The organism is Rhodococcus wratislaviensis, assembly GCF_900455735.1.
Lineage (GTDB): Bacteria > Actinomycetota > Actinomycetes > Mycobacteriales > Mycobacteriaceae > Rhodococcus_F > Rhodococcus_F wratislaviensis.
Window position 1 is genome coordinate 75,248 of record NZ_UAUI01000012.1, and the last position, 23,106, is coordinate 98,353.

The following is a 23,106-nucleotide window of genomic DNA, read 5'->3' on the forward strand; positions in this document are numbered from 1 at the left end:
TGGGTCGCGACTAGTCGACGAGTCGTTCACCGGTGACGGTGGAGAACAGGTGGGTGCGCTCTGCCGCGTACGACAGGGTGATCACCTCTCCGCGCCTCGGCGGGATGCGACCGTCGGCGCGAACGACGATGGGCTGCTTGCGCCCGTGGATGTCCGCCTGGCCGTAGACGTACGCGTCGGCGCCGAGTTCTTCGACGACGTCGATGGTGACGTCGAGTCCACTCCCGGTGGTGATCACGAGATCCTCCGGACGCACACCGAGCGTGACCGAGCTTTCGCCGATGCCCGCGATCGCACCACGCGGGACGGGGACCACGGAGCCGCCGAAGCTGACACCGCCGTCGACGAGGGGAAGTTCGAGGAGGTTCATCGCGGGCGAGCCGATGAAACCGGCGACGAAGACGTTGTTCGGGTGCTCGTACATGCGGCGCGGAGTGTCGCACTGTTGGAGCACTCCGTCTTTCAGGACGGCGACGCGGTCACCCATCGTCATGGCCTCGACCTGATCGTGCGTCACGTAGACGGTGGTGGTGGCGAGACGGCGCTGCAGCGCCGAGATCTGCGCACGGGTCTGGACACGTAGCTTGGCGTCGAGGTTGGACAGCGGCTCGTCCATCAGGAACACCTGCGGCTTGCGAACGATGGCGCGTCCCATGGCAACTCGCTGCCGCTGACCACCCGAGAGGGCCTTGGGTTTGCGGTCGAGGAACTTGGTGAGGTCGAGGATCTTGGCGGCATCCTGGACGCGACGCCTGATCTCGGCCTTGTCCTCACCGGCGATGCGGAGGCCGAAGCCCATGTTCTCGCCCACCGTCATGTGCGGGTAGAGGGCGTAGTTCTGGAAGACCATGGCGATGTCACGGTCCTTCGGCTGGAACTCGGTGACATCGTTGCCCCCGATGGCGATCGTGCCCCTGTCCACGTCTTCGAGTCCCGCGAGCATGCGCAGGGACGTCGACTTGCCGCAGCCGGACGGCCCGACGAGGACGAGGAACTCGCCGTCCTCGATGTCGAGGTCCAGGTGATCGACGGCGGCCTTGTCGCCGCCGGGGAACAACTTGGTGACGCCTTGGAATGCGACTGTTGCCATGATGGTGGTGGTCCCTTCACCGGCAGGAACGTGCCGGACGATCCGAGTGGGAGTACGAAGCACGTGATTTGTTCACATACGTGAATCTTCGTCAAGATAGTGACTTCGTTTCGAAGTATGTACTACCGTGATGTGCATTACAAGGCTTACTCCCAGAGAGGTACGAGAAGACATGACCGACACCGCCTCGCGTCTGCTGATCACCGGCGCCGCAGGAAACATGGGCGAGATGCTGCGACCCTTGCTCCGCAAGCCCGGCCGCACACTGCGTCTGTTCGACATCGCCGACATCACCGACACCGACCCCGAACACGAGGAGTTCGTCCAGGGCTCGGTCACCGACCGCGCGGCCGTCGCTGCTGCGGTCGACGGCGTCGACGCCGTACTTCACCTGGGCGGACTCAGCACCGAGGACTCGTGGGAGAACATTCTGTCCGTCAACGTGGACGGCACCCAGGCGGTGTTCGAGGCCGCCGTCGCACACGGCGTGACGCGCGTGATCGCAGCGTCGAGCAACCACGCCGTCGGCTTCTGGACACACGCGGAAGCCGGCTCGAACCCGCTGCCCGGCGACGTCCCGCCGCGTCCGGACGGGTTCTACGGCTGGAGCAAGGCAGCAGTCGAGGCGCTCGGCCGGCTGTACCACGATCGCTTCGGGATCGACGTCGTCAACCTGCGGATCGGCTCGAGCTTCGACCGGCCGCCCAACTACCGCGGTCTCGCCTCCTGGATGTCACCGGCCGACACCGCTCGCCTGATCGAGGCCGCACTGTCCGACTCCGCCAAGGGATTTCACACCGTGTGGGGTATCTCGCGGAACACGCGCAGCTGGTGGTCCGCAGCAGAGGGCGCAGCCATCGGGTACGAACCCCAGGACGACGCAGAGGTGTTCGCCGACGAGTTCCTGGCCGACCACGAATGGAGTTTCGACGACCCGATCCTCCAGCGTGTCGGCGGCGCGTTCTGCGACCACCCGCTCGGACAACGGATGCGCTGACGTCGAGCCGGGGTGGGCACCAGCGGTGGTGCCCACCCCCGATGCGTCAGAGGGAGTGGTCGCCGACGATGCGCCCCAATGCGTCGAGTTGCACCTTGTTGACCAACCCGAGGTGATAGAGGTGCAGCTCGTTGGCTCCGGCCGCGACCGTGGCCGCGACATGACCGCTCACGTCGTCGAGATTCTTCGGCGGCAACACCGACACGTAAGCGCCGACGTCGACGGTCTCTCCGACGATCGCCCGGGTGTCCTTCGTGACGGCGACGGTTTCGGCCGTCCCCGGCCAGGCCGAGACGAGCACGGCGTCGACGTCTCCCGAAGCAGCCGAGGTCAGCGCGGGCGACGGCCCGGTCTTCCAGGGGTTCGGGTGGCAGTGCAGCGTGACGCGGGCCGACGGGATCTCCGCACGTACGGCGCCGAGCACCGCACCCCGGAGCGCATCGGCGTCCGCGTGGCGCACGGACAGCACCGCGTCGGCCTCCGCCTCGCCGAGGACGTCGGTGATCGCGGCGTCCGCAGCGAGCGTCCCCATGGCCAGCGCGTCCACGCCGGAACGCAGCTTCGCGGTCATCTTGTCCGGATCGACGCCCCGCTCCGCCCACAGTGCGCGTTCTCGTTCGGTGCAGCTGATCGACATCAACGTGTCGCCGATGCCCGGAAATGCGCCGTCGGACTTCTCGTGCGGGCCGACGTGGGCGATCCCCAGCTGTCCGCACGCTTCGATCGACACCCCGTGCAGGTCGACACCGCGGACCGACTCCGCCGCCAGGGTGCGGGCGTAGCGGACGATGTCCGGATGCCCGGGCGCGAGCGCGTACGGGTAGCGGTCGCCGAAGCAGTTGACGACGGTGATGTCGGGATGCGCGTGCCCCAGAATTGTGCTGTGGGACAGAACGATCCATGCGTTCACGCGGATGCCCGCGTCGATCAGGATGCGAGCCGCATCGGCGAACGCATCCTCGGATCCGCCCCACGTCGCCGCCCGGGCCGTGACCGGGTGTCCGTCCCACGCCGCAGGCCGGATGGGGCGGTACAGCGCGGCGTGATGCGCGTCGACCACCTTGTGGGCCGGATGCAACGGGGTTGCCGCGCGGGTCGAGTGATAGCTGGCGGCGAGCGAGATCTCGGCAACCCCGAGCGTGCGCGCTCGGTCGACGAAGTGCGGATCACCGAGCACGTCCCACGGATACGCGTGCGCGACGATGCGATCGACTGTTCTTCCGGACATGCGGGTCCCCTCAACGGTTCGAGTACAGAGTTCGATAGACAAGACGGAGTTCACACATGGGAACACACCTTTCGGCCGGCTGTCCACGACCGACCCCGGCCGACGCGCGTCGCGACGCCGTTCGCGAGGTCCTCGGCGTGACGGACGAACCGACGGTGGGCACACCCGACGTGCGATATGGCAGGTCGTGGAGTCGACACGGTGTCGCAGGCCGCGAACTCACCTGGGCCGCCGGCGACGACGGTCCGGACACCGCGGGCTGGCTCCTGCGCCCCGACCACCCGGGCGAGACCACGGCTCGTCCCGCCGTGCTGCTCATGCACGCGCACGACGGCGTGAAGTTCTACGGCAAGGACAAGGTGGCGGACGGTCCCGACGGAGTCCCACCGGGCATTCGCGAACTCCGGACCCGCGGTTATGACGGCAGGGCAGTCGCGACTGCGCTCGTGCACGCGGGCTTCGTGGTACTCGTCCACGACGTGTTTCCGTGGGGTAGCCGGCGCGTGCCCTGGCCGGAACTACCGGACCGGGCCACAGCAGCCGGATACGCCGCATTCCCACCCGGTCCGGACACTCCCGGGATCCGTCGGCGCCGATACGACGCGGCAGCCCGCGAGCACGAACACGGCCTTGCCAAAGCCGCCGCCCTGACCGGCACCTCACTGGCCGGCAAGGTCGTCGCCGAGGATCTTCGGGCGCTGAACGTGCTCCTCACGACGGACGGCGTCGATCCGAACAGGGTCGCGGCCACGGGATTCTCGGGCGGCGGCGCTCGTGTCGCACACCTGCTGGCGTGTTCGACACGCCTGCGAGCGGGGGTGATCACCGCGATGATGAGCACTTTCGCGGATGTCGCGGACGGCAGGGCAGACGATACGACGTGGCTGATGATCACTCCGGGCCTGCCGGCCGTGTGCGACTGGCCCGAGATCGCCGCGTGCCATGCGCCGCGGCCGCTGCTGGTTCAGTTCGCGCTGGACGACTCCCATTTCGGCCGGCAGGGGATGCGTGACTCCGAGGCCGTGCTGCGGCGCGGGTACGACGGGTCCGAGGCGCTCACCACGCAGTGGTTCGCAGGCGGACACCGGTTTTCGGCACAAATGCAGGTCGAGGCCGCCGAGTGGCTCGTCCGCAATGCCTAGGCGGTCACCCTTGACAGACCTTGTGACTGCCGTCATAGTGAGTTCGACAATTCACATAGAGGACGTGAGTTCACATACATGAACGTGATGCGCAATGGCCGCCACGGGAACCCCCGACACACACTGGGTGCCCCGGGCAGGCCGAAGACCGCGTCGTTCCCCTCGCTTTCCACGCTGACGAGCCACCCCCGTGATCTCGCCTCAGCAGCAGTAGCCACAATCCCCTGACCCGCCGGCGCGACCGGCACCGAAACTTCGGAGCGTGCACCATGGTCACCACCACCTCCCCCCGGCCAGGAGGGCAGTCCGCGCCGGCGGCGCCGGCCTCTCCCGGTCGAACCCGTCGCAGACCGGCCTGGCGCAGAGCCTCTGCCCCCTACATCCTGATCGCACCGGTGGTCATCCTGCTGGCCGTCTTCATCTTCTACCCGGTCGGCAGCGTCTTCTACTACAGCCTGCAGTACTACAACCCGACGACGCCGTGGGACAACGGCTTCGCCGGCCTGGACAACTTCCGGCTGATGTTCGCCGACTCCCTCTTCTGGACCAGCCTGGTCACCACCGCGAAGTGGGTCGGATTCCAGGTCGTGTTCCAGTTGATCCTCGGACTCGGACTGGCCTTGCTGGTCAACGAGGTGTTCCGGGGCCGCGGCCTGGCCCGCGCTCTCGTGTTCTCCCCCTGGGCGGTGTCCGGCGTTCTCACCACCGGCATCTGGCTGCTCATCTACAACCCGTCGACCGGCCTCTTCAAGCTTCTCGGAAACATGGGAATCGGCGACGGCACGGCCGCTCCCATCGCCGATCCGGACACCGCGTTCTGGGCGACGGGCGTCGCGGAGCTGTGGCGCGGGGTGCCGTTCTTCGCCATCCTCATCCTGGCCGAACTGCAGAGCGCTCCCAAGGACCTCTACGAGGCCGCCAACGTCGACGGCGCCAACCGCTGGCAGCGGTTCCGCTTCGTCACCCTTCCGCACCTGAAGGCCGTCATCATCTTGTCGACGCTGCTGCGCGGTGTGTGGGAGTTCAACAACGTCGATCTGCTGTACACCCTCACGGCGGGTGGCCCGGCCGACGTCACCACCACACTGCCGCTGTACGTCTCACAGCTCGCAACCACTGCCCAGGACTTCGGATACGGCTCGGCGCTCACCACGGTCGCATTCGTGATCCTGCTGTTCTGCTCGATCCTCTACTTGCGCCTGAGCAAGTTCAACAGTGAGAAGGTCTGACCGTCGTGACCACCACCACCGATCGTCCCGCCGTTGCGCTGTCCGAGCCGGACACCACCGGGAAGCTGCGCGTACACAAGACGAAGCCGCGCTTGTTCAGCGTCGGACTGCCGCTCGCGCTGTACCTGCTGTTCACCCTCGTCCCCTTCTACTGGATGATCGTGTTCGCCTTCCGGCCCGCCGGATCGAATTCGATGCTCCCCTGGCCCATCACGTTCGAGCACTTCGACACCGTGTGGAACACCCTCGGCTTCAGCTTCTTCTTCAAGAACAGCCTCATCGTTGCCGCGTTGTCGCTCGTCCTGACCACGTTCGTCGCACTGGCCACCGGATATGCGTTGGCCCGCTTCAAATTTCGCGCCAAGATCCCGTTGGTGATGGCGCTGCTCTGCAGCCAGTTCGTGCCCGGCGCCATGCTGCTCATCCCCCTGTTCCAGGTGTTCCGCGAGATGAACCTCGTCAACAATCTGACCGGCCTCATCATCGCCGACACCGTGTTCCAGCTTCCACTCGCCGCCATGCTGATGGCAGGTTTCATCGCGCAGATTCCGGTAGAACTGGAAGAGGCCGCGATGGTCGACGGCTGCTCACGCCTGCGCGCGTTCCGCATCATCATGCTGCCGCTGCTGCGGCCCGGCCTGATCGCCGTCGGATCGTTCGCCTTCATCGGCAGCTGGAACAACTTCCTGTTCGGCCTGATGTTCATCAGCAGCCAGGAGAAGTTCACCCTGCCGGTCGGGCTCAGCTACACCATCGGCTCCTACAACGTCGACTTCGGAGTTCTCGCCGCCGGCGGTCTGATCGCCGCGGTGCCGGTCGTCGCCGTCTTCGCCGTCATCCAGAAGTACCTCGTCCAGGGCCTGAGCGCCGGCGCGGTCAAGGGCTGATCATGACTTTCGAAAAGAGGACCCCCATGAACCGGCGAACGCTCCTGCGTACCACCCTGGTAGGCGCGGCGGCCACGCTCGTGCTCGCCTCCTGCAGTTCCGAAACCTCACTTCCCGACGGCGCCCTCGGCGACCCGAACAACGCCCGGCTCACCTTCTGGGACAACAACGCCGGTCCGGACCGCACTCCGCTGTACGAGGAGCTCATCCGGCGATTCGAGACCGCCAACCCCGGCATCGACATCGAATACGTGGGCCTGCCGTCGGACAGCGCCCAGCAGAAGTACCAGACCGCGCTCGCCGGCGGTTCGGCACCCGATCTCGGGATCGTCTCGACCGCCTACCTCGCCCCGCTCGTCGCCCAGAACGCCGTCATCTCACTCGACGACTTCGTGGCGGCGTCACCGCAGCACGACGAATACGACGCCGGAATTCTCGAGTCGGCGCGTGAATCCGGCGGTGGCGAGCACCTGTACGGTCTCCCCTACACCAGCAACAACGCCACCCTCTGGTACCGCGCCGACTGGTTCGCCGAAGCCGGGATCGAACCCCCCGACACCTACGACGAGTTCTACCAAGCCGCACAGACTCTGACCGACAAGGACGACGGCCGTTACGGATTCACGATTCGCGGCGGGGCCGGATCGATCTACCCACTGTTGCAGTACATGTTCGCCAGCACCGGAGTCGAGAGCTTCTTCGAAGACGGCGAATCGACGCTGAACCGTCCCGAGATGGTCGACGCCATCGAACGCTTCGCAGCGCTCTACGACGTCGACACCCCGACCGCCGACGTCAACAACGGCTTCCCGCAGATGGTCGCGAGCTTCGGCGGCGGCTCGGTGGCCATGATGCAGCACAACCTCGGCTCGCTGAGCAACCACGAGAAGGCTCTCGGCGACAAGGCCGGAGCTGTGGCGCTGCCGCGCAACGAGGACGGAAAGCGTACCGTCATGACGGACCCGTTCCCGTCGTACACCGTGTTCAAGAGCAGCCGGCATCAGGCCGCGGCGTGGAAGTTCGTCGAGTTCATGACATCCCAGGAATCGCAGGCGTACTGGAACGAGCGCGTCGGACAGATCCCGGTGAACAAGACTGCGCGCTCGGCTCCCGAGTTCGCGAACATGCAGTCGGTGCAGGCTGCGCTCGCGGCACTGGACGACCCGGAAACCGTACTGGTCACGCCTCCGGACTACCTCCCCGACTTCGGGAAGATCGTTCAGGTGCAGATGCTCGGTCAGTGGCAGAAGGTGCTCATCGGGCAGCTCAGCGCACAGGATTTCGCCGACGACTTCGCCGAGAAACTCGATCGCTCCATGGCCAAGTACATCGCCCGCCAGGGCAAGTAGAAGATTTCGAACAGGAAGCGAATCATCATGTCCAGCGTGATCACAGAAGTCGCCGTGCAGGTTTTCAAGACCGAGGCACGCACCTCGGTCGACTCGTACGGTCATCGCCATCCCGGCCCGTCCGTGCCTTCGACGGGGGCGCTCCTGCGGATCACCGACTCCGACGGCGTCAGCGGTTACGTTCTGGGCAAGCCGAACTACCTTCGGCAGGATCAGGTGGAGCAGCACTTCCGGCCTGTCCTGATCGGCGCCGATCCGCTGGCACGCGAGGCGATGGACAAGAAGTTCGCGATCCGTCAGCGCACACGGGCGGTCGAACTTCCCGAGCACAGCTGCAGCTACCTGGACCAGGCATTGTGGGACCTGGTGGGCAACAAGTTCGACACGCCGGTGTGGAAGCTGCTCGGCGGTGCGCGCACCGAGATCAAGGCGTATGCCAGCACCATGTGCGGCGACGACATCGAAGGCGGCCTGGCCACCCCGGAGGATTACGCGAACTTCGCGGTCGCGCTGAAGAGGCGGGGCTACCAGGGCATCAAGCTGCACACGTGGATGCCTCCGCTACCGGGCTCCCCGAGCCTGACCCGGGACATCGACGCGTGTGCCGCGGTGCGTGATGCCGTCGGCGAGAACTTCTCGCTGATGCTCGACGGGTACCACTGGTACTCGCGCACCGACGCTCTGAAGCTCGGTCGCGAGCTGGACCGGCTGAAGTTCGATTGGTTCGAGGAGCCGATGGACGAGTTCTCGCTGCGCTCGTACAAGTGGCTCGCCGACCAGATCGACACCCCGGTGATCGGACCCGAGACCACCCCGGGCCGGCATCGATCTCGTGCCGACTGGATTGCGAACGACGCGTGCGACATCCTGCGCGTCGGGGCCATGAACGGTGGTGGCATCACACCGGCCTTGAAGACGATGCACATGGCCGAGGGCTTCGGACTCGAGTGCGAGATCCACGGCAACGGCGCCCCCAACCTCGCACTCGTGGGAGCGGGCAACAACGTCCAGTGGTACGAGCGCGGCCTGCTGCACCCGCACGTCGATTACGACTGGGTGCCGCCGCATCTGAAGTCCATCGTCGACCCCGTCGACGAGAACGGCATGGTGGCGATGCCGCAGAGACCGGGCCTCGGCGAGGACATCGATCTCGAGTACATCGCGGCCAACCTCGTCGCGGAGTACTGAGTGCGCCGCGTCGCCGGCACCGAACACGGGTCAGTAGGTGATATCGCGTTCAGAATGAGAGATAGTGTCTTCATGGTGACAGAAGACATGCGTGGGGCAGCGCCGGAATCCCAACCGGTCAAATCTGCCGAGCGCACCATCCACATCCTCGAGACGCTCGCCGCATCACCGACCCGGATGAGCCTCGGCGAATTGCAGGAAGCGTGCAAGTATCCGCGCTCGAGCCTGCACGCTCTCCTGCGCACGCTCAAGGATCTGCGGTGGATCGAAGCCGACGAGTCGGGGTCGCGCTACGGCATCGGCACCCATGCCCTGCTCGCAGGCACGTCGTACCTCGACAAGGACTCGGTCGTCTCAAGGGCAGCAGCAGTGCTCGAGGCGCTCCGGTCGGAGGTCAGTCACACCGTCCACTTCGCGCGGCGCGACGAGGCCAGCGTCATCTACCTCGCGAGCCGCGGATCGAAGGTCGAGGTTCGGCGCATGCACCGCGTCGGCCGCAAACTGCCGTGCCACGTCACCGCGCTCGGGCAGGCCCTGCTCGCCGAGCTCACGACCAGCGAGGTCCGGCAGATGCTGCCCGCGAAACTCGAACGCTTCACCGAGAACACCATCGTCGACGTCGACGACCTCGTCGCCGAACTCGGCGAGGTGCGCAACCGTGGGTGGGCCCTGGAACGAGAACAGGGGACGGTCGGCGTGGTGTGCATTGCCACCGTCGTGCCCTACCGCATCCCCGCCACCGACGCCCTCAGCGTGTCCATGCCCGCCGAGGTCGCGTCGTACCCGGGTGAGCTGGAGCGGATCGCCGGCGTGCTCACGAAGCACGCGTCCGCCTGGGCCCGGGAGTTGAGGGCCGAGGGGGTTCGGTGAGCCGTCGAGGTGTGCGGCCCGCCGGACCCTCCTGGTAGCTTTCAGGTCGAATCGAGCACACTGACGGGCTTTGCGCGGTACCCGTTTGGCCACGAGCAGGAAGCGACACGATGGAGAACGGCATTTCCCCCAACGGATCGGGCAGCAACGGCTCCGCCGGAACGAGCTCGGCGACGGACTCCCCTTTCGCTGAACCGAGCACCGGCGGGCTGACCGGCAGCAACGGCAACGGCAAGTCCACGACCAGCTCCGCCGAGACGTTCACCTTCCCGCTGCCGACGCGCAGCTCGGGCTCACACAGCACCGAGGAGCCGGCCGAGGCGTCCGACGCGACGGCGTCGCCCGAGTCTCGTGGACGCACCGTCATGCGACGCAACGCGATGGGAGTGGCAGCCGTGCGAGTCGCGGGCCGTCTTGCACACACCGAACTGCTCGAGGAGCACCTCGCGTCGGCGAGCAGTCACTCCGCCGATCCCACCGTGGACGCCGACGAACTGCTGGAGCTACTCGGCGAGTACCTCGTCGCAGCCGGGTTCGAGCGCCCCGAGATCCATGCGAAGCTGAACGGCCAGTCGATCGTCGTCGACCTGCGCTCGCCGTCCGCGACCGCGCGCTGACCCCCGCCGCCGGGCGCGGTCAGGGCCACAGCACCTCGCGGATCCACTTTTCGGACTCGCGGCGGTAGAGCTGGCGCACATGCCTGCGCCCGGCATCCGCCTGCCAGAACTCGACACTGTCGGGGACGATGCACCATGCCCGCCAGGTTCCCGACACGAAGTCGGGGTCGGCGTCGATGCGGGCCACCGCCGCCGCGACGGCACGTTCGTATTCGGTGGGATCGTCCAGGACCTCGCTCTGCCGGCTGGCGGCGGCCACGGCCCTGGCGGTCACCGACCGTTCGCGGAAGTCGCGGGCGGAGAGTGCCGGATCGCCTTCGACGACGGACCCCCGCACCCTCACCTGCCTGCCCTGTTCTCGCCAGTAGAACGACAGTGCCGCAACGGCATTCGCGGCCAGCTCACGACCCTTCGGCGAGCGAGTGTCACCCGAGAACCAGAAACCCTGCTCCGTGACGTCCTTGAGGAGCAGGAAACGCGCGTCCGGATTGCCTTCGGCATCGACGGTCGACAGCGCAGCCGCGTGCGGTTCCGGAACTCCGGCCGCTGCGGCCTGCGTGATCCAGTCGAGAAACAGTGTGGTCGGCGCATCCGGAAGCGTGTCGACGGGCGGAGGTGTCTCGCCGCCGAGTGCGGGCAGGGCGCGAATCCATGCGCGGGTGTCCGGAAACGACGAACGGTCGGGTGTGGTCGGCATGTGCCGACAGTAGCCGCGGCCCGGACCTTCAGGCCGACGCGGCCGGATCCGTCGGCCCCACCAGCATCCAGCGGTGACCGAACGGATCGATGAGTGTCGCGTTGCGGTGTCCGTGACCTTCCGAGATCCACCGTTCGACCTTGCCGCCCGCGTCGCGGGCCCCCACCAGGACGGCATCGGGGTCGTCGACGGACAACATCAGGCTCACGGACGTCGAACCGGATTCCGGCGCGGTCAGGCCCATCTCGGGGAACTCCTCGGCGAGATAGATCATGCCGGTCGGCAACCGCAGTTCCGCATGACCGACCCGGCCGTCGTCCATGACGATCGGCTCACCGACCACCTCGGCGCCGAACACCTTGGAATACCACTCGATGGCCTCGACACCCCGCCGCACCGTCAGGTACGGCAGCGCGCCGGGAACGGGGACGTCCGGAGCCATCGTCACCTCCCAGTGTCCGTGTGGGTCGGTTCCCAGTGTGCTCCCTCAGGCGGACGCCGGAGGTTGCAACATCGCCCACTTGTTGGAGGTGAGCCGGAAACTCGGGAAATCGGAGAGCGCCGCAACCGATTCCCAGGTGCGTTCGTAGCCGGTGTGCGTGATCCGCCAGTTCCCGTCGGGGCACCGAAGATAACGATCGTGATAATAGGCAGAGCCGCGCAACAGCATGCCGTCCTCGGGAATCAGCGTGGTGTCCGCGAGAAACCACACCCCTACCGCGGTGTCACCGGTGACGGTGATCTCGGGTTGGCCGCACTGATGCTCCGTGATGACGTGGGTCCCGAGAGTGTTCTCGAGGAAGGACACGAATGAGTCACGGGAATCGAACGTGAGGTATTCGCTGTACGTCGCCGTGACGTCCGGAACCATCGTGTCGGCGAACTCCACCCACGACTTCGTGTCGAGAGCACGTGAGTAACGGTGCTTGAGCTGCTCGATCTGTTTGATTGCTTCGAGATCCATGACCCCCGCCTCCTGTGCAGCGAACATGCAAGCCCTGGACTGCAGATTAGTCGGATAATCTGCAGGTTCGCCTTGGTTTCCCCCGTTTTGCCCGGATCATGCATATTCAGGCCGTGATCCGGGACACGAAAAGGTTACGAAATGACTGCATGGCCTGCGCAACAGCACGCCACTCACACTACCTTAGGCTAGCCTCACCTGATGACTGCCCGGGCCTGCGCACTTCCGCCGGCCCGAGGACTCCACACCCCAGCCCACCGTCGTCCGAATTCACCTGCTGCACAGTACTTTTTGATATCCGGCCGATCTCCGCCGGGCCGAAGGACCCGAAAGACCGGACGCCGGACGAGATTGCTGTGACCCCGAATCCACAGGTATCTCGTCCGGCGCTATCGTGACGCTGACGTGGTCACGCGAGAGGGGAATCCATGGATCCGAGCCGCATACCGGTGATCGTCGGAGTCGGCGACATCCGCTCCGGCCGCGCAGGCGATCCGGCCGCCCCGCGTGAACCGCTCGACCTGATCACGGAGGCCGCGCGTGCCGCTCTCGCCGACAGCGGCTCCGCGCACCTCGGCTCCCGGATCGACACAATCCATGCGGTGAAGACCGTCAGCTGGTCGTACGACGACCTCCCCGGACTGCTGGCCGCCCGGCTGAATCTGCCGTCGCCACGATCGAGCACCTCCCCGATCGGCGGCCACTGGCCCGCCGCGCTCCTCGACCGCGTCGGTGACGACATCGCCGCGGGCCGGTCGGCAGCAGTGCTCCTCGTCGGCGGTGAGTCGCAGGCGACCATGACGGGGCTCCGGAAGTCGGGCACCGATCCGGCGTCACTGGGCTGGACGTCGGCGCCGGGCGGTCCTCCCGCCTTCGATCCGGCGGATCTCGGTAGTCCCGCGATGCAGCGGGCCGGCCTGATCGTTCCGACCCGGGTGTACCCGTTGTTCGAGAACCGGGTGGCGCACGAATCGGGTCTGGGCCCCGACGAGTCTCTGTCGGAGTCGGCCCGGATGTATTCGGCCTTCTCCGAACTGGCGGCGAAGAACCCGGCGTCGTGGACGTCCGAGGTGTATTCCGCCGAGGAGATCGCCACGGTGAGTCCGGGCAATCGGATGGTGTGCGAGCCGTACCCGTTGATGCTCAACGCCATGCCGTTCGTCGATCAGGCCGCCGCGGTGCTGGTGTGCTCCCTGGCGGTCGCTCGGGACCACGGCGTTCCGGACGACCGCACGGTGTACCTGTGGGGCGGCGCGGGAGCCACCGATCCCGTGGACGTACTGAGCCGCAACGGTTTCGGCACGTCCGCGGCGATGACGGACGCTGTGCACCGGGCACTGTCGCGGGCCTCGATCGACGCCTCGGCGCTCGACATCGTCGACGCGTACAGCTGCTTCCCGGTGGTGCCGAAGCTACTGGTCCGCACGCTCGGCCTGCCCGCAAGCACCGTGCCGAGCGTGACGGGCGGTCACTCCTTCTTCGGTGGTCCTCTCAACAGTTACACGCTGCACTCGATCGCCGAGGTCACCCGCCGACTGCGGGAGGGCGCGGGACCGGCCCTGGTCCACGGCAACGGCGGCTATCTGACGTACCAGCACGTCGTGGTGCTGGCGGGCGCCCCGCATCCGGGCGGCTACGTCGGCGATCCGGAGCCGGCGCAACTCTCGTCGGAGGCGCCGGAACTCGTCACCGGCTACGACGGGCAAGCCGACATCGTCACCTCCACGGTGGAGTACGGCCGGGACGGCGCCCCGGCGACCGGCTTCGTCGTCGCCCACACCCCCGACGGCAGGCGTCTCGCCGGACATACCGGCCCCGAGGAGGCGGTCGCGCTGTCCGCGTTCGCACAGACCCCGGCGCGGTCGGCGATCGGGAGGTCCGTGCACGTCACGGACCGCGACGGAGTCCTGTCGGTGCGGTTCTGACGGGCCGGCCCTACCAGCGCAGTTCGCCCGCCGCGACGTCGTCGGCCAGCGAGCGGACGTAGTCGAGTTCGGCGAGCAGGACCGCCCGCCGGTACTCGTCCTCGACGACGAACAGTCGCGGAAGAAACGTCCCGGCCTCGGCGAGGCCGGCGTCGAGCCCGGCCAGTTGCTGTTCGAGCACGGTGATCCGCGAACGCAGGGCACCGAGCGCGTCGTCGGAGCCGAGACTCGGCAGGAATGCCAGCGCGGCCGGAAATTCCGGGAACTCGCGGGCCGGCTCCGCGACCATCCCCCGCAGCCACTGCGTCAACGTCGTCGCGCCCGTTCCGGTGAGCCGGTACGTCGTGCGTTCGGGGCGATTCTCGGCCCGTTCCGTCGACTCGACCTCGATCAATCCGTCGCGCAGCAGGCGTTCGATCGTCTGGTACACACTGTTGCGCTGCGCGACGTTGACGACCTCGTCCTTGTGCCGCTCCTTGATCAGTTGCTGCATGCGGTAGGCGTGCATCGGCCCTTCCGACAGCATCGACAGCACGGCCATCGCAAGCACGGTCACGGCGATGGCCGTGCAACGGGCCGGCCTCGACCCCGTGGTGTACGAAGCGCACGATCACGGCGCGGACGGCGTGGGCGCATTCCTGACCCTCGCGACCAACGGCCTGGAGGGACTGCACTTACTGGATCTCGATCGTCAGGTCGCCGGACTCGGGATGGACACCCGCAGAATGCGGATCGTCAGCGGAACCGGGAAACAGCTGGCCGAATTCGACAACGGAGGCCTCACCTCCTTCGGCACGCCGTCCCAGACGCTGCGCCGCGCCGACCTCTACCGCACCCTGCGCGACGAGGCAGTGCGACGGGGCGTACGCATCGAGTACGGCAAGCAACTCCGGGACGCCCGCCTGGACGGGGATCGAGTCCACGCCGACTTCACGGACGGCACGACGGCCGAAGGCGATCTGCTCGTCGGGGCCGACGGGCTCCGGTCGCGCACCCGGTCCGTCCTCGACCCGCACGCACCCGACCCCCGGTATCTCGGCCTCCTCAACACCGGCGGATTCGCGACCGGTCTCGCCCTGGACGGCGAACCCGGCGCGGCCCACTTCCTCTTCGGCAAGCGGTGCTTCTTCGGCTATCTCATCCATCCGAGCGGTGACGTCTGGTGGTTCGCCAACCCCGGGCGCCGCACGGAACCGTCGACCGAGGAACTCGCCTCGATCACGCCGGAGCAGCAGCGCGCCGAACTGACCGAGCTGTTCTCCCGTGACGCCGGACCGGCCCTGCAGATCATCGACGCCACCGAGCACATCATCCGGAGCTGGAGCACCTACGACCTTCCGACCGTGCCGACGTGGCGCAACGAGCGGATGGTGATCATCGGGGACGCGGCGCACGCCACGTCACCGTCGTCCGGGCAGGGGGCGTCCATGGCGATCGAGGACGCCGTCGTGCTCGCGCGATGCCTGCGCGAACACCCGGACACCGCCGGCGCCCTCGCAGCGTACGAGACCGCCCGCCGCACCCGGGTCGAGCGAATCGTCGCCCAGGGCAAGCGAAACGGCAGCGGCAAGGCACCCGGACCCATCGGGCGCGTGATCCGCGACCTGACCCTGCCGACCGTCATGCGGATGGTCGGCCGCCGCGACAGTCTGCGCTGGATGTACGACTACCGGATCGAGTGGTGACCGGGCGGGGTCGCTAGTCCAGCTCGGCGGCCAGCTCCATCCACTGTTCCTCGGTGGCTTCCTTCTCCGCGACGACCTGCTTGAGCTCGGTGTCGAGCTTCTGCAGTCTGTCCGGATCGGTGGCCGCCTCTGCCAGCTTCTCGTGCAGCTTCCGCTCCCGGTCGTCCAGCTTCGCCACCGCACGCTCGAGCCGCGACAGTTCCTTGCGCGCGGTGCGTTCGGCGGCCCCGTCCCGCACCTGCTTGGGGGCCGACGCACCGGTGGCCGTCGACGCCACCGACGGTGCGCCGGTGTCGACCATCTTCGCCCGGCGACGCAGATAGTCCTCGATCCCACCGGGCAGGTTGGTCAGCTTGCCGTCGCCGAACAACGCCCACGTGGAGTCACAGATGCGTTCGATCAGGTACCGGTCGTGGCTGATGACGACCATCGTGCCCGCCCAGCCGTCGAGGATGTCCTCGAGTTGCTGCAGCGTGTCGATGTCGAGGTCGTTGGTCGGCTCGTCGAGCAGCAGTACGTTCGGCTCCGACATCAGCACACGGGTCAGCTGCAGCCGCCGCCGCTCGCCACCGGACAGGTCACCGACCGGGGTCCGCTGCCGGGCCGGCGTGAAGCCCAGCCGTTCGGCGAGCTGCCCGGCCGACACCTCCTTGTCGCCCAACGTGATCCGCTCGGCGACATCCTTGACGGCCTCGAGCACCCGCATGTTCGTCGGCAGGTCGTCGAGTTCCTGACGGAGCCAGCCGATGTGCACCGTCTGCCCCTGGATGCGCTTGCCCGACGCCGGCGCGATCTCCCCGGCGAGTGTGCGCAGAAGCGTCGTCTTGCCGGAGCCGTTGACGCCGACCAGACCGACACGCTCCCCCGGCGCCAACCGCCAGGTGAGGTCGTCGACGAGCACCCGGCCGTCCGGCGTCTCCAGGCGCGCATCCTCGAGTTCGATGACGACCTTGCCGAGGCGGCGCTGCGCGAACGACGCCAGCGCCACGTTGTCGCGGGGCGGTGGGACGTCCGCGATCAACGCCTCGGCGGCCTCGATCCGGTACTTGGGCTTGGACGTGCGGGCGGGTGCACCGCGCCGCAGCCAGGCCAATTCCTTGCGGGCGAGGTTGCGGCGACGTTCCTCGGACGCGTCGGCCTGCCGGGAGCGCTCTGCCCGGGCGAAGATCCAGTCGTTGTATCCGCCCTCGTAGCTTTCGACCTTGCCGCCCACCACTTCCCACGTGCGGTTGGCCACGGTGTCGAGGAACCACCGGTCGTGGGTCACGACAACGAGCGCGCTGCGCCGGCTGACGAGATGTTCCGCCAGCCACTGCACACCCTCGACGTCGAGGTGGTTGGTCGGCTCGTCCAGCACCAGCAGATCGAGGTCCTGGACGAGCGCGGCGGCCAGCGCGACGCGCCGCCGCTCACCACCCGACAGCCCGTCGACCGACACCTCGAGCCCCAGGTTGTCGATCCCGATGCCGGCCAGGATCGACCGGATGCGGGCGTCGCCCGCCCACTCGTGGTCGGCCACACCGAGCGGTCCGAGCACCACGTCGCCGACGCTCGAGCCGGGTGGCAGGACGCCGCGCTGGGTCACCACCGCCATCCGCAGGCCGCCGACCCGGCTGACACGTCCGGAATCGGGCGCCTCCACTCCGGCGAGCACCTCGAGCATGGTGGTCTTGCCACCGCCGTTGAGGCCGACGACGCCGATGCGTTCGCCTTCCTGCACTCCGAGGGATACCGAATCGAGCAGCGGCTTGATGCCGAAGGACTTCGATACCTGCTCGAGATTGATCAGATTCGCCATCAGTGCGATCCCTCCGCCGCGTCATTGATTATTCGGGCGCCCGGTACGGGTCCGCTGGCGACTCGCACCGTGCGACACACCCCCGCACCTGCGAGTTCTGCGCTGACCCGGACCGCGGCATCCGCTTCAGCACATAAAAAAGCACAGGTCGGGCCGGACCCGGACACGATGCCGGCCAATGCGCCCGCCGCGACCCCGGCACGCAGCGTCCGCCGCAGGCCCGGATTCAGCGACAGCGCCGCCGACTGCAGGTCGTTGCCCAGCAACGGGGCCAGCGTTGCGGCGTCCCCCGTCGTGAGCGCGTGCATCAGGTCTTCGGGTCCGCCGAGGCGCGGCGGATTCCCGTCGGCACGCAGCCGGTCCAGCTCCCGGAACACGGTCGGTGTGCTCAAGCCGCCCTTCGCGAGCGCGAGCACCCAGTGGAACGTGCTGCGGGAGAGCACCGGCAGGAGACGCTCGCCGCGTCCCGTCCCGACCGCGGTGCCACCGTGGAGGGAGAACGGAACGTCGCTGCCGAGCTTCGCGGCAAACCCGTCGAGTTCTTCACGCGACAGGTCGAGTTGCCACAGCGCGTTGAGCCCGACCAGCGTCGCCGCGGCGTCCGCGCTGCCACCGGCCATACCCCCGGCCACCGGGATGCCCTTGTCGATGGCGATCTCGACGTCCGGGCGCCGCCCCGACTCGGCCGCGAGCATCTCGGCGGCCTGCCACACGAGGTTGCCGCTGTCGGTGGGTACGACGCGGGCGTCCTCGCCGCGGACCGTCACCGACAGCGTCTCCGCGGGGACCACGGACACCGTGTCGCTGAGCGAGAGAGCCTGGAACACCGTGTTCAGCTCGTGATAGCCGTCGTCGCGCAGGTCCCCGACGGCCAGATGCAGATTGACCTTGGACGGGGCCCTGACTACGACGGGGCGAGGAACGACGGAAAGCACAAGGGTAGAGCTTAGGCGCTCCCGGTACGGGTGCGGAAATGCGCACCATCACGCACTTTGCCGCTCACCTGCGTCACAGGTGCGGGCCGAGCCGGGTGGTGAGGCTGCCGCCGCGCGCCAGGGGCAGACGGCTCCGCGCCGACCGGATGTCGCCCGTGACGTCCGCGGGCCGATCGTCCGGGTACCGCAGTTCACTCGTGACGGCCGCCGGGCCGTCCAGGACGTCGTGCGACACGGTGCCGACGCCGAGTTCCAGCTGGTGCCGGAGCAGCGGCAGGGCGCCGAGATCGGCGTTCGTGACCCCGACCCAGCGTCCCGTCGTCTCCCCTGCCCGCCCGATCTGCACCCGCTCACGCAACAACAGGGTGGACGACTCGGCGAGGTTCACCGTCGTCTCGACGCGATGCTCCGCGCCGCCCGCGATCACCGTGGGTTCGAGCGCGCAGTCGAGCACGGCGTCGTCCTCGACCTCCACCGACCACTGCGCCGTGGACAGCACACGACCCCGGCCGGGCAGGGCAAGGGACGCCGCGACGCTGCGCAGCGTCAGCCGGGCACCCGGCAGCACCCGGACGGTGACGTCCCAGTGGTCGCCGCCGAGCGGGGTCGCGGCGGTGCCGATCACGTGGACCGTGTCGCGGCCGGTGATCCGCGCCGCCAATCCCCCGACCGCGGAGATCCGCGGACTGCGGTCGGGGGACGCGACGATCGTCAGTTCGGTGCGCACTACTGGTGCACGTCGGCGAGGGTGCGCACCTGCTCGCGCACCCACTCCAGAGCCGGTCCGGACGACGGGTCCTCCGTCAACGAGATCAGCGCCGTGGGCCTCCCCTCGCGGACCTGCTCGGCGTCGCGGCGCATCACCCCGAGGTCGGCTCCGACCATGGGGGCGAGGTCGGTCTTGTTGATCACGAGGAGATCCGAGAACGTCACACCGGGACCGCCCTTGCGGGGAACCTTGTCACCACCCGCGACGTCGACGACGAAGATCTGCACATCGATCAGGCCCGAGGAGAACGTCGCGGTGAGGTTGTCGCCGCCCGACTCCACCAGGATCAGGTCGAGCGGCGGGTTGGCCGCGATCAGGTCGTCGATGGCGTCGAGGTTGGCGGTGATGTCGTCGCGGATCGCCGTATGGGGGCAGCCACCGGTCTGCACAGCGGCGATGCGCTCGTCCGGCAGCACGGCGTGGCGGCGCAGGAAGTCCGCGTCCTCGGTGGTGTAGATGTCGTTGGTGAGCACGGCCAGCGACAACTCCTCGCGCAGTTGCCTGCACAGCGCGGCGACGAGCGCCGTCTTGCCCGATCCGACGGGCCCGCCGATCCCGATCCGGACCGGCTCCCCCGCCACCCGGACCCGCCGGGGACGGTCGTGCTGGTGGTCGTGGGGTTCACCATCGATGAAATGCGGTGGCATGGTTGATCTCTCCTTACTGGGGTACAGCTGAGTGTCACGACACGAACAGGGGGCGATCCCGTAGAACGTGCCGCTCGGCGACGACATCCATGAAGGGGTCGGACACGCTCGACAGTCCGGTCACGCACTGGTCGGCGACGTCGTCGCACAGGTCGGACAGTGCGAACGTGCACGCGGCGACTTGCGCGGGGTCGAGAGCGAGCAGACGCTGCGCGGCGATCGCGGACCCGGTCATGGTGGTGTAGACGACGACCAGCGCGGCCTCGCGGGGCCCGACCGCCGTGACGGATCCGACCACCCCGGAGATCACGGGCAGGTGCGGACGCATCCCGACCGGCGACCAGTCGTGCTCCGGCCACGTGGTGCGGGCCAGCCGCAGCAGACCTCTCCCCTGCGCCCGCGACGACGACCGCGCCGCCGGGGACGGGGTTCGCGCATCCATCTCGGCGTCGGCGCGTTCGGCGGTGAGACGGCCGGCGCACACCGCCGCGGTGATCGATCCCCCGACGAGCCCGGCGGTCCGGATCCGTCGCCGCAGGAACGCCTCCATCGTGGCGACGTCGCGGACGACACCGCTGGCGACGGCCTCCTCGATGCCGCCCGAATGCACGTGACCGCCCGTGGGCAGCCTCGAGTCGGCGAGGGACATCAGGTGAGCGAGGCGCATCAGAACAGGAAATATCGCTGGGCCATCGGCAGTTCCGCCGCCGGCTGCTCTTCCCACACGTCGCCGTCGATGCGGACCGTGAACGTGTCCGGGTCCACCTCGATCCGCGGCTGCGCGTCGTTGCGGGGCATGTCTGCCTTGCCCCGCGACCGCACGTTCGCGACCGGCACCAGCCGACGGCTCAGGTCGAGCCGATCCGCCAGTCCGTCCTCGAGCGCGTGCGGTGCGACGAAGTGCACGGACGTGGCGGCCGCCGCTTTGGGCGCCGCCCCGAACATCGGGCGCGGAAGCACCGGTTGCGGAGTCGGTATGGACGCGTTGGCATCTCCCATCGCAGCCCACGCGATCATCCCGCCCTTGATCACCGCGTGCGGCCGGACACCGAAGAACGCCGGATCCCACAGCACCAGGTCGGCGAGCTTGCCGACCTCGACCGATCCGATCTCGTCCTCCAACCCGTGCGCGACGGCGGGGCAGATCGTGTACTTCGCCACGTAACGCTGGACGCGCTGGTTGTCGGCGCCGTTGTCGCCTGCCAGGAAACCCCGTCGGCGCTTCATCACGTGCGCCGTCTGCCACGTGCGCAACACGACCTCGCCGATGCGTCCCATCGCCTGCGAGTCGCTGCCGATCATGGAGATGGCGCCGAGGTCGTGGAGCAGATCCTCCGCCGCGATGGTGGACGGCCGGATGCGGCTTTCCGCGAACGCCAGGTCCTCCGGGATCTTCGGGCTCAGGTGATGGCACACCATGAGCATGTCGAGGTGCTCGTCGAGCGTGTTGACCGTGTGCGGGCGGGTCGGGTTGGTCGAACTCGGCAGGACGTTCGCGTGCGCGGCCACCGTGATGATGTCCGGCGCGTGGCCGCCGCCCGCCCCCTCCGTGTGATAGGCGTGGATCGCCCGGCCGGCGATGGCCGCGAGAGTGTCCTCGACGAAGCCTGCCTCGTTCAACGTGTCCGAGTGGAGGGCCACCTGCACTCCCGCAGCGTCCGCGACGGTGAGGCACGCGTCGATGGCCGCCGGAGTCGAACCCCAGTCCTCGTGCAGCTTGAACCCGGAGACGCCGCCGCGCAACTGCTCCCACATCGACTCGGAGCTGACCGTGTTGCCCTTGCCGAGCAGGGCGATGTTCATCGGCCAGCCGTCGAGTGCCTCCAGCATCCGGGCGGTGTGCCACGAACCGGGGGTGACGGTGGTGGCCTTGCTGCCCTCGGCGGGGCCGGTGCCGCCGCCGATCATCGTCGTGATGCCGCCGCCCAGCGCCTCGTCCATGATCTGCGGGCAGATGAAGTGCACGTGGCAGTCGATACCACCGGCAGTGAGGATCTTGCCGTTGCCGGCGATGATCTCGGTGGACGGACCCACCACCAGATCGGGGTGGACCCCCGACATCGTGTCAGGATTGCCCGCCTTGCCGAGCGCGACGATACGTCCGTCCCGAATACCGACGTCCGCCTTGATGATTCCCCAGTGATCGACGACCACCACGCCGGTGATCACCGTGTCGGGCGCACCCTCGGCGCGGGTCGCGCGCCCCTGACCCATGGACTCGCGCAACACTTTTCCGCCACCGAACACGGCTTCGTCGCCGGCCAGTCCCGGACCGCCGCTGCGGTCCTCGGTGATCTCGATCAGAAGGTCGGTGTCGGCGAGCCGGATGCGATCACCGGTCGTGGGACCGAACAGCTCGGCGTAGCGTGCGCGGCTGAGTTCGGTCATGGCGCGTCCAGCTTTCCGGGAGGAGTGAGGCTCAGCCCGTGCACTTCACGGGTCCCGCGCAGGGGAACGAGTGAAATCGTCTGCGCGATACCCGGTTCGAAACGCACCGCGGTGCCGGCGGGAATGTCCAGCCGCAGCCCGTGGGCGGCGGAACGGTCGAACTGCAGGGCGTGGTTGGCCTGCGGAAAATGAACGTGGCTCCCGACCTGGACCGGACGGTCACCGGTGTTGACCACCTCGAGTTCGGTGCGGGGAGAACCCTCGTTGAGCTCGATCACGCCCTCGGCGCACACGACTTCACCTGGAATCACGGTCACCCCTACGCAATCGGATCGTGGACGGTGACGAGCTTGGTTCCGTCCGGGAACGTGGCCTCCACCTGCACGTCGTGCAGCATCTCCGGGACGCCTTCCATCACGTCGGACCGGGTGAGCACCTCGCGACCGGACACCATCAGGTCCGCCACCGACCGGCCGTCGCGGGCCCCCTCGAGGATGTGATCCGTGATGAGGGCCACCGCCTCCGGGTGGTTCAACACGAGACCGCGCTGCCGGCGCCTGCGCGCGAGTTCCGCGGCGTAGCTCAGGAGCAGACGCTCCTGCTCGTGGGGCGACAAGCGCATGTGTCCTCCTGCGGTCGGTGCGTCGCAATACTGCCACGAACTGCAGTGTGGCACCGCCCACGCCCGGAACGACCGCCGT

Annotated in this window: 24 protein-coding genes; 10 read left to right on the forward strand and 14 right to left on the reverse strand. The window is 67.9% G+C overall.

What is annotated here, in order from left to right:
- Positions 1–10 precede the first annotated feature (10 nt).
- The gene (locus DTA22_RS18495) at positions 11–1,090 is read right to left on the reverse strand and encodes an ABC transporter ATP-binding protein (protein WP_112300530.1); all 1,080 of its coding nucleotides are present in this window, start codon (positions 1,088–1,090) and stop codon (positions 11–13) included.
- A gap of 172 nt (positions 1,091–1,262) precedes the next feature.
- Here DTA22_RS18495 and DTA22_RS18500 point away from each other — a divergent pair, with 172 nt between their 5' ends.
- The gene (locus DTA22_RS18500; RefSeq protein ID WP_037243863.1) at positions 1,263–2,087 is read left to right on the forward strand and encodes an NAD-dependent epimerase/dehydratase family protein; all 825 of its coding nucleotides are present in this window, start codon (positions 1,263–1,265) and stop codon (positions 2,085–2,087) included.
- A 46-nt stretch (positions 2,088–2,133) separates the two neighbouring features.
- Here DTA22_RS18500 and DTA22_RS18505 read toward each other — a convergent pair whose 3' ends face one another.
- A complete protein-coding gene (locus DTA22_RS18505; RefSeq protein WP_112300509.1) occupies positions 2,134–3,315 on the reverse strand; it encodes a hypothetical protein in 1,182 nt (393 codons plus the stop codon).
- A gap of 56 nt (positions 3,316–3,371) precedes the next feature.
- On the opposite strand from DTA22_RS18505, the gene DTA22_RS18510 reads away from it, so the two are divergent.
- The 7 genes from DTA22_RS18510 (at position 3,372) to DTA22_RS18540 (ending at position 10,597) form a co-directional block, all read left to right on the forward strand.
- The gene (locus DTA22_RS18510; protein ID WP_112300510.1) at positions 3,372–4,457 is read left to right on the forward strand and encodes a hypothetical protein; all 1,086 of its coding nucleotides are present in this window, start codon (positions 3,372–3,374) and stop codon (positions 4,455–4,457) included.
- Positions 4,458–4,726: 269 nt separating this feature from the next.
- Positions 4,727–5,686: a carbohydrate ABC transporter permease gene (locus DTA22_RS18515; protein WP_005238763.1), complete on the forward strand. Its 960-nt coding sequence runs from the start codon at positions 4,727–4,729 to the stop codon at positions 5,684–5,686.
- Positions 5,687–5,691: 5 nt separating this feature from the next.
- Entirely contained in the window at positions 5,692–6,573 is an 882-nt protein-coding gene (locus DTA22_RS18520; RefSeq protein WP_037243858.1) for a carbohydrate ABC transporter permease, read from the forward strand.
- A gap of 26 nt (positions 6,574–6,599) precedes the next feature.
- Positions 6,600–7,922: an ABC transporter substrate-binding protein gene (locus tag DTA22_RS18525; protein ID WP_037243855.1), complete on the forward strand. Its 1,323-nt coding sequence runs from the start codon at positions 6,600–6,602 to the stop codon at positions 7,920–7,922.
- Positions 7,923–7,949: 27 nt separating this feature from the next.
- A complete protein-coding gene (locus tag DTA22_RS18530) occupies positions 7,950–9,110 on the forward strand; it encodes an enolase C-terminal domain-like protein (RefSeq protein ID WP_037243853.1) in 1,161 nt (386 codons plus the stop codon).
- Between the two features lie 72 nt (positions 9,111–9,182).
- Positions 9,183–9,980: an IclR family transcriptional regulator gene (locus DTA22_RS18535; RefSeq protein ID WP_052033786.1), complete on the forward strand. Its 798-nt coding sequence runs from the start codon at positions 9,183–9,185 to the stop codon at positions 9,978–9,980.
- A 110-nt stretch (positions 9,981–10,090) separates the two neighbouring features.
- Positions 10,091–10,597: a hypothetical protein gene (locus tag DTA22_RS18540; protein WP_037243851.1), complete on the forward strand. Its 507-nt coding sequence runs from the start codon at positions 10,091–10,093 to the stop codon at positions 10,595–10,597.
- Positions 10,598–10,616: 19 nt separating this feature from the next.
- Here the strand turns inward: DTA22_RS18540 and DTA22_RS18545 are convergent, their stop codons facing one another.
- From DTA22_RS18545 to DTA22_RS18555, 3 genes are read right to left on the reverse strand one after another with little or no spacing between them, the layout of a single operon-like run.
- Positions 10,617–11,294, reverse strand: a complete 678-nt coding sequence (locus DTA22_RS18545; protein ID WP_005238757.1) for a pyridoxine/pyridoxamine 5'-phosphate oxidase — start codon at positions 11,292–11,294, stop codon at positions 10,617–10,619.
- A gap of 28 nt (positions 11,295–11,322) precedes the next feature.
- Positions 11,323–11,736, reverse strand: a complete 414-nt coding sequence (locus DTA22_RS18550) for a VOC family protein (RefSeq protein ID WP_005238756.1) — start codon at positions 11,734–11,736, stop codon at positions 11,323–11,325.
- Positions 11,737–11,781: 45 nt separating this feature from the next.
- The gene (locus DTA22_RS18555; RefSeq protein WP_009478940.1) at positions 11,782–12,258 is read right to left on the reverse strand and encodes a nuclear transport factor 2 family protein; all 477 of its coding nucleotides are present in this window, start codon (positions 12,256–12,258) and stop codon (positions 11,782–11,784) included.
- A 428-nt stretch (positions 12,259–12,686) separates the two neighbouring features.
- Here DTA22_RS18555 and DTA22_RS18560 point away from each other — a divergent pair, with 428 nt between their 5' ends.
- Positions 12,687–14,183, forward strand: coding sequence for an acetyl-CoA acetyltransferase (locus DTA22_RS18560; protein ID WP_112300511.1), 1,497 nt, complete (start codon positions 12,687–12,689; stop codon positions 14,181–14,183).
- A 10-nt stretch (positions 14,184–14,193) separates the two neighbouring features.
- Here DTA22_RS18560 and DTA22_RS18565 read toward each other — a convergent pair whose 3' ends face one another.
- Positions 14,194–14,739: a PadR family transcriptional regulator gene (locus DTA22_RS18565; RefSeq protein ID WP_245973323.1), complete on the reverse strand. Its 546-nt coding sequence runs from the start codon at positions 14,737–14,739 to the stop codon at positions 14,194–14,196.
- 4 nt (positions 14,740–14,743) lie between these two features.
- On the opposite strand from DTA22_RS18565, the gene DTA22_RS18570 reads away from it, so the two are divergent.
- Positions 14,744–15,868 (forward strand): FAD-dependent oxidoreductase, encoded by a 1,125-nt coding sequence (locus DTA22_RS18570; protein ID WP_112300512.1) that lies wholly within the window; start codon positions 14,744–14,746, stop codon positions 15,866–15,868.
- 13 nt (positions 15,869–15,881) lie between these two features.
- On the opposite strand, the gene DTA22_RS18575 is transcribed toward DTA22_RS18570, so the two are convergent.
- From DTA22_RS18575 to DTA22_RS18610, 8 genes are all read right to left on the reverse strand, one after another.
- Complete coding sequence (locus tag DTA22_RS18575) at positions 15,882–17,666, reverse strand: ABC-F family ATP-binding cassette domain-containing protein (RefSeq protein WP_037243842.1); 1,785 nt, start codon at positions 17,664–17,666, stop codon at positions 15,882–15,884.
- Positions 17,666–18,601 carry a 4-(cytidine 5'-diphospho)-2-C-methyl-D-erythritol kinase gene (locus DTA22_RS18580; protein WP_037243841.1) on the reverse strand — a complete coding sequence of 312 codons (936 nt, stop codon included), beginning with the start codon at positions 18,599–18,601 and terminating at the stop codon, positions 17,666–17,668. Before DTA22_RS18580 ends, DTA22_RS18575 begins: the two co-directional genes overlap by 1 nt.
- A 73-nt stretch (positions 18,602–18,674) precedes the next feature.
- Positions 18,675–19,328: an urease accessory protein UreD gene (locus DTA22_RS18585; protein WP_112300513.1), complete on the reverse strand. Its 654-nt coding sequence runs from the start codon at positions 19,326–19,328 to the stop codon at positions 18,675–18,677.
- Positions 19,328–20,017: an urease accessory protein UreG gene (ureG, locus tag DTA22_RS18590; RefSeq protein WP_112300514.1), complete on the reverse strand. Its 690-nt coding sequence runs from the start codon at positions 20,015–20,017 to the stop codon at positions 19,328–19,330. Before ureG ends, DTA22_RS18585 begins: the two co-directional genes overlap by 1 nt.
- A gap of 34 nt (positions 20,018–20,051) precedes the next feature.
- The gene (locus DTA22_RS18595) at positions 20,052–20,684 is read right to left on the reverse strand and encodes an urease accessory protein UreF (protein WP_112300515.1); all 633 of its coding nucleotides are present in this window, start codon (positions 20,682–20,684) and stop codon (positions 20,052–20,054) included.
- On the reverse strand, positions 20,684–22,405 hold the full coding sequence (locus DTA22_RS18600) for an urease subunit alpha (RefSeq protein ID WP_112300516.1): 1,722 nt from the start codon (positions 22,403–22,405) through the stop codon (positions 20,684–20,686). The genes DTA22_RS18595 and DTA22_RS18600 overlap by 1 nt, the downstream gene beginning before the upstream one ends.
- Positions 22,402–22,716 (reverse strand): urease subunit beta, encoded by a 315-nt coding sequence (locus DTA22_RS18605; protein ID WP_112300531.1) that lies wholly within the window; start codon positions 22,714–22,716, stop codon positions 22,402–22,404. The genes DTA22_RS18600 and DTA22_RS18605 overlap by 4 nt, the downstream gene beginning before the upstream one ends.
- A gap of 8 nt (positions 22,717–22,724) precedes the next feature.
- Positions 22,725–23,027, reverse strand: a complete 303-nt coding sequence (locus tag DTA22_RS18610) for an urease subunit gamma (protein WP_037243832.1) — start codon at positions 23,025–23,027, stop codon at positions 22,725–22,727.
- Positions 23,028–23,106: the final 79 nt, after the last annotated feature.

Coding starts and splice junctions, on each gene's coding strand:
- DTA22_RS18495 (WP_112300530.1), bottom strand. CDS start 1,090: ATGGCAACAGTCGCATTCCAAGGCGTCACCAAGTTGTTCCCCGGCGGC.
- DTA22_RS18500 (WP_037243863.1), top strand. CDS start 1,263: ATGACCGACACCGCCTCGCGTCTGCTGATCACCGGCGCCGCAGGAAAC.
- DTA22_RS18505 (WP_112300509.1), bottom strand. CDS start 3,315: ATGTCCGGAAGAACAGTCGATCGCATCGTCGCGCACGCGTATCCGTGG.
- DTA22_RS18510 (WP_112300510.1), top strand. CDS start 3,372: ATGGGAACACACCTTTCGGCCGGCTGTCCACGACCGACCCCGGCCGAC.
- DTA22_RS18515 (WP_005238763.1), top strand. CDS start 4,727: ATGGTCACCACCACCTCCCCCCGGCCAGGAGGGCAGTCCGCGCCGGCG.
- DTA22_RS18525 (WP_037243855.1), top strand. CDS start 6,600: ATGAACCGGCGAACGCTCCTGCGTACCACCCTGGTAGGCGCGGCGGCC.
- DTA22_RS18530 (WP_037243853.1), top strand. CDS start 7,950: ATGTCCAGCGTGATCACAGAAGTCGCCGTGCAGGTTTTCAAGACCGAG.
- DTA22_RS18535 (WP_052033786.1), top strand. CDS start 9,183: ATGGTGACAGAAGACATGCGTGGGGCAGCGCCGGAATCCCAACCGGTC.
- DTA22_RS18540 (WP_037243851.1), top strand. CDS start 10,091: ATGGAGAACGGCATTTCCCCCAACGGATCGGGCAGCAACGGCTCCGCC.
- DTA22_RS18545 (WP_005238757.1), bottom strand. CDS start 11,294: ATGCCGACCACACCCGACCGTTCGTCGTTTCCGGACACCCGCGCATGG.
- DTA22_RS18550 (WP_005238756.1), bottom strand. CDS start 11,736: ATGGCTCCGGACGTCCCCGTTCCCGGCGCGCTGCCGTACCTGACGGTG.
- DTA22_RS18555 (WP_009478940.1), bottom strand. CDS start 12,258: ATGGATCTCGAAGCAATCAAACAGATCGAGCAGCTCAAGCACCGTTAC.
- DTA22_RS18560 (WP_112300511.1), top strand. CDS start 12,687: ATGGATCCGAGCCGCATACCGGTGATCGTCGGAGTCGGCGACATCCGC.
- DTA22_RS18570 (WP_112300512.1), top strand. CDS start 14,744: ATGGCCGTGCAACGGGCCGGCCTCGACCCCGTGGTGTACGAAGCGCAC.
- DTA22_RS18575 (WP_037243842.1), bottom strand. CDS start 17,666: ATGGCGAATCTGATCAATCTCGAGCAGGTATCGAAGTCCTTCGGCATC.
- ureG (WP_112300514.1), bottom strand. CDS start 20,017: ATGCCACCGCATTTCATCGATGGTGAACCCCACGACCACCAGCACGAC.
- DTA22_RS18595 (WP_112300515.1), bottom strand. CDS start 20,684: ATGCGCCTCGCTCACCTGATGTCCCTCGCCGACTCGAGGCTGCCCACG.
- DTA22_RS18600 (WP_112300516.1), bottom strand. CDS start 22,405: ATGACCGAACTCAGCCGCGCACGCTACGCCGAGCTGTTCGGTCCCACG.
- DTA22_RS18610 (WP_037243832.1), bottom strand. CDS start 23,027: ATGCGCTTGTCGCCCCACGAGCAGGAGCGTCTGCTCCTGAGCTACGCC.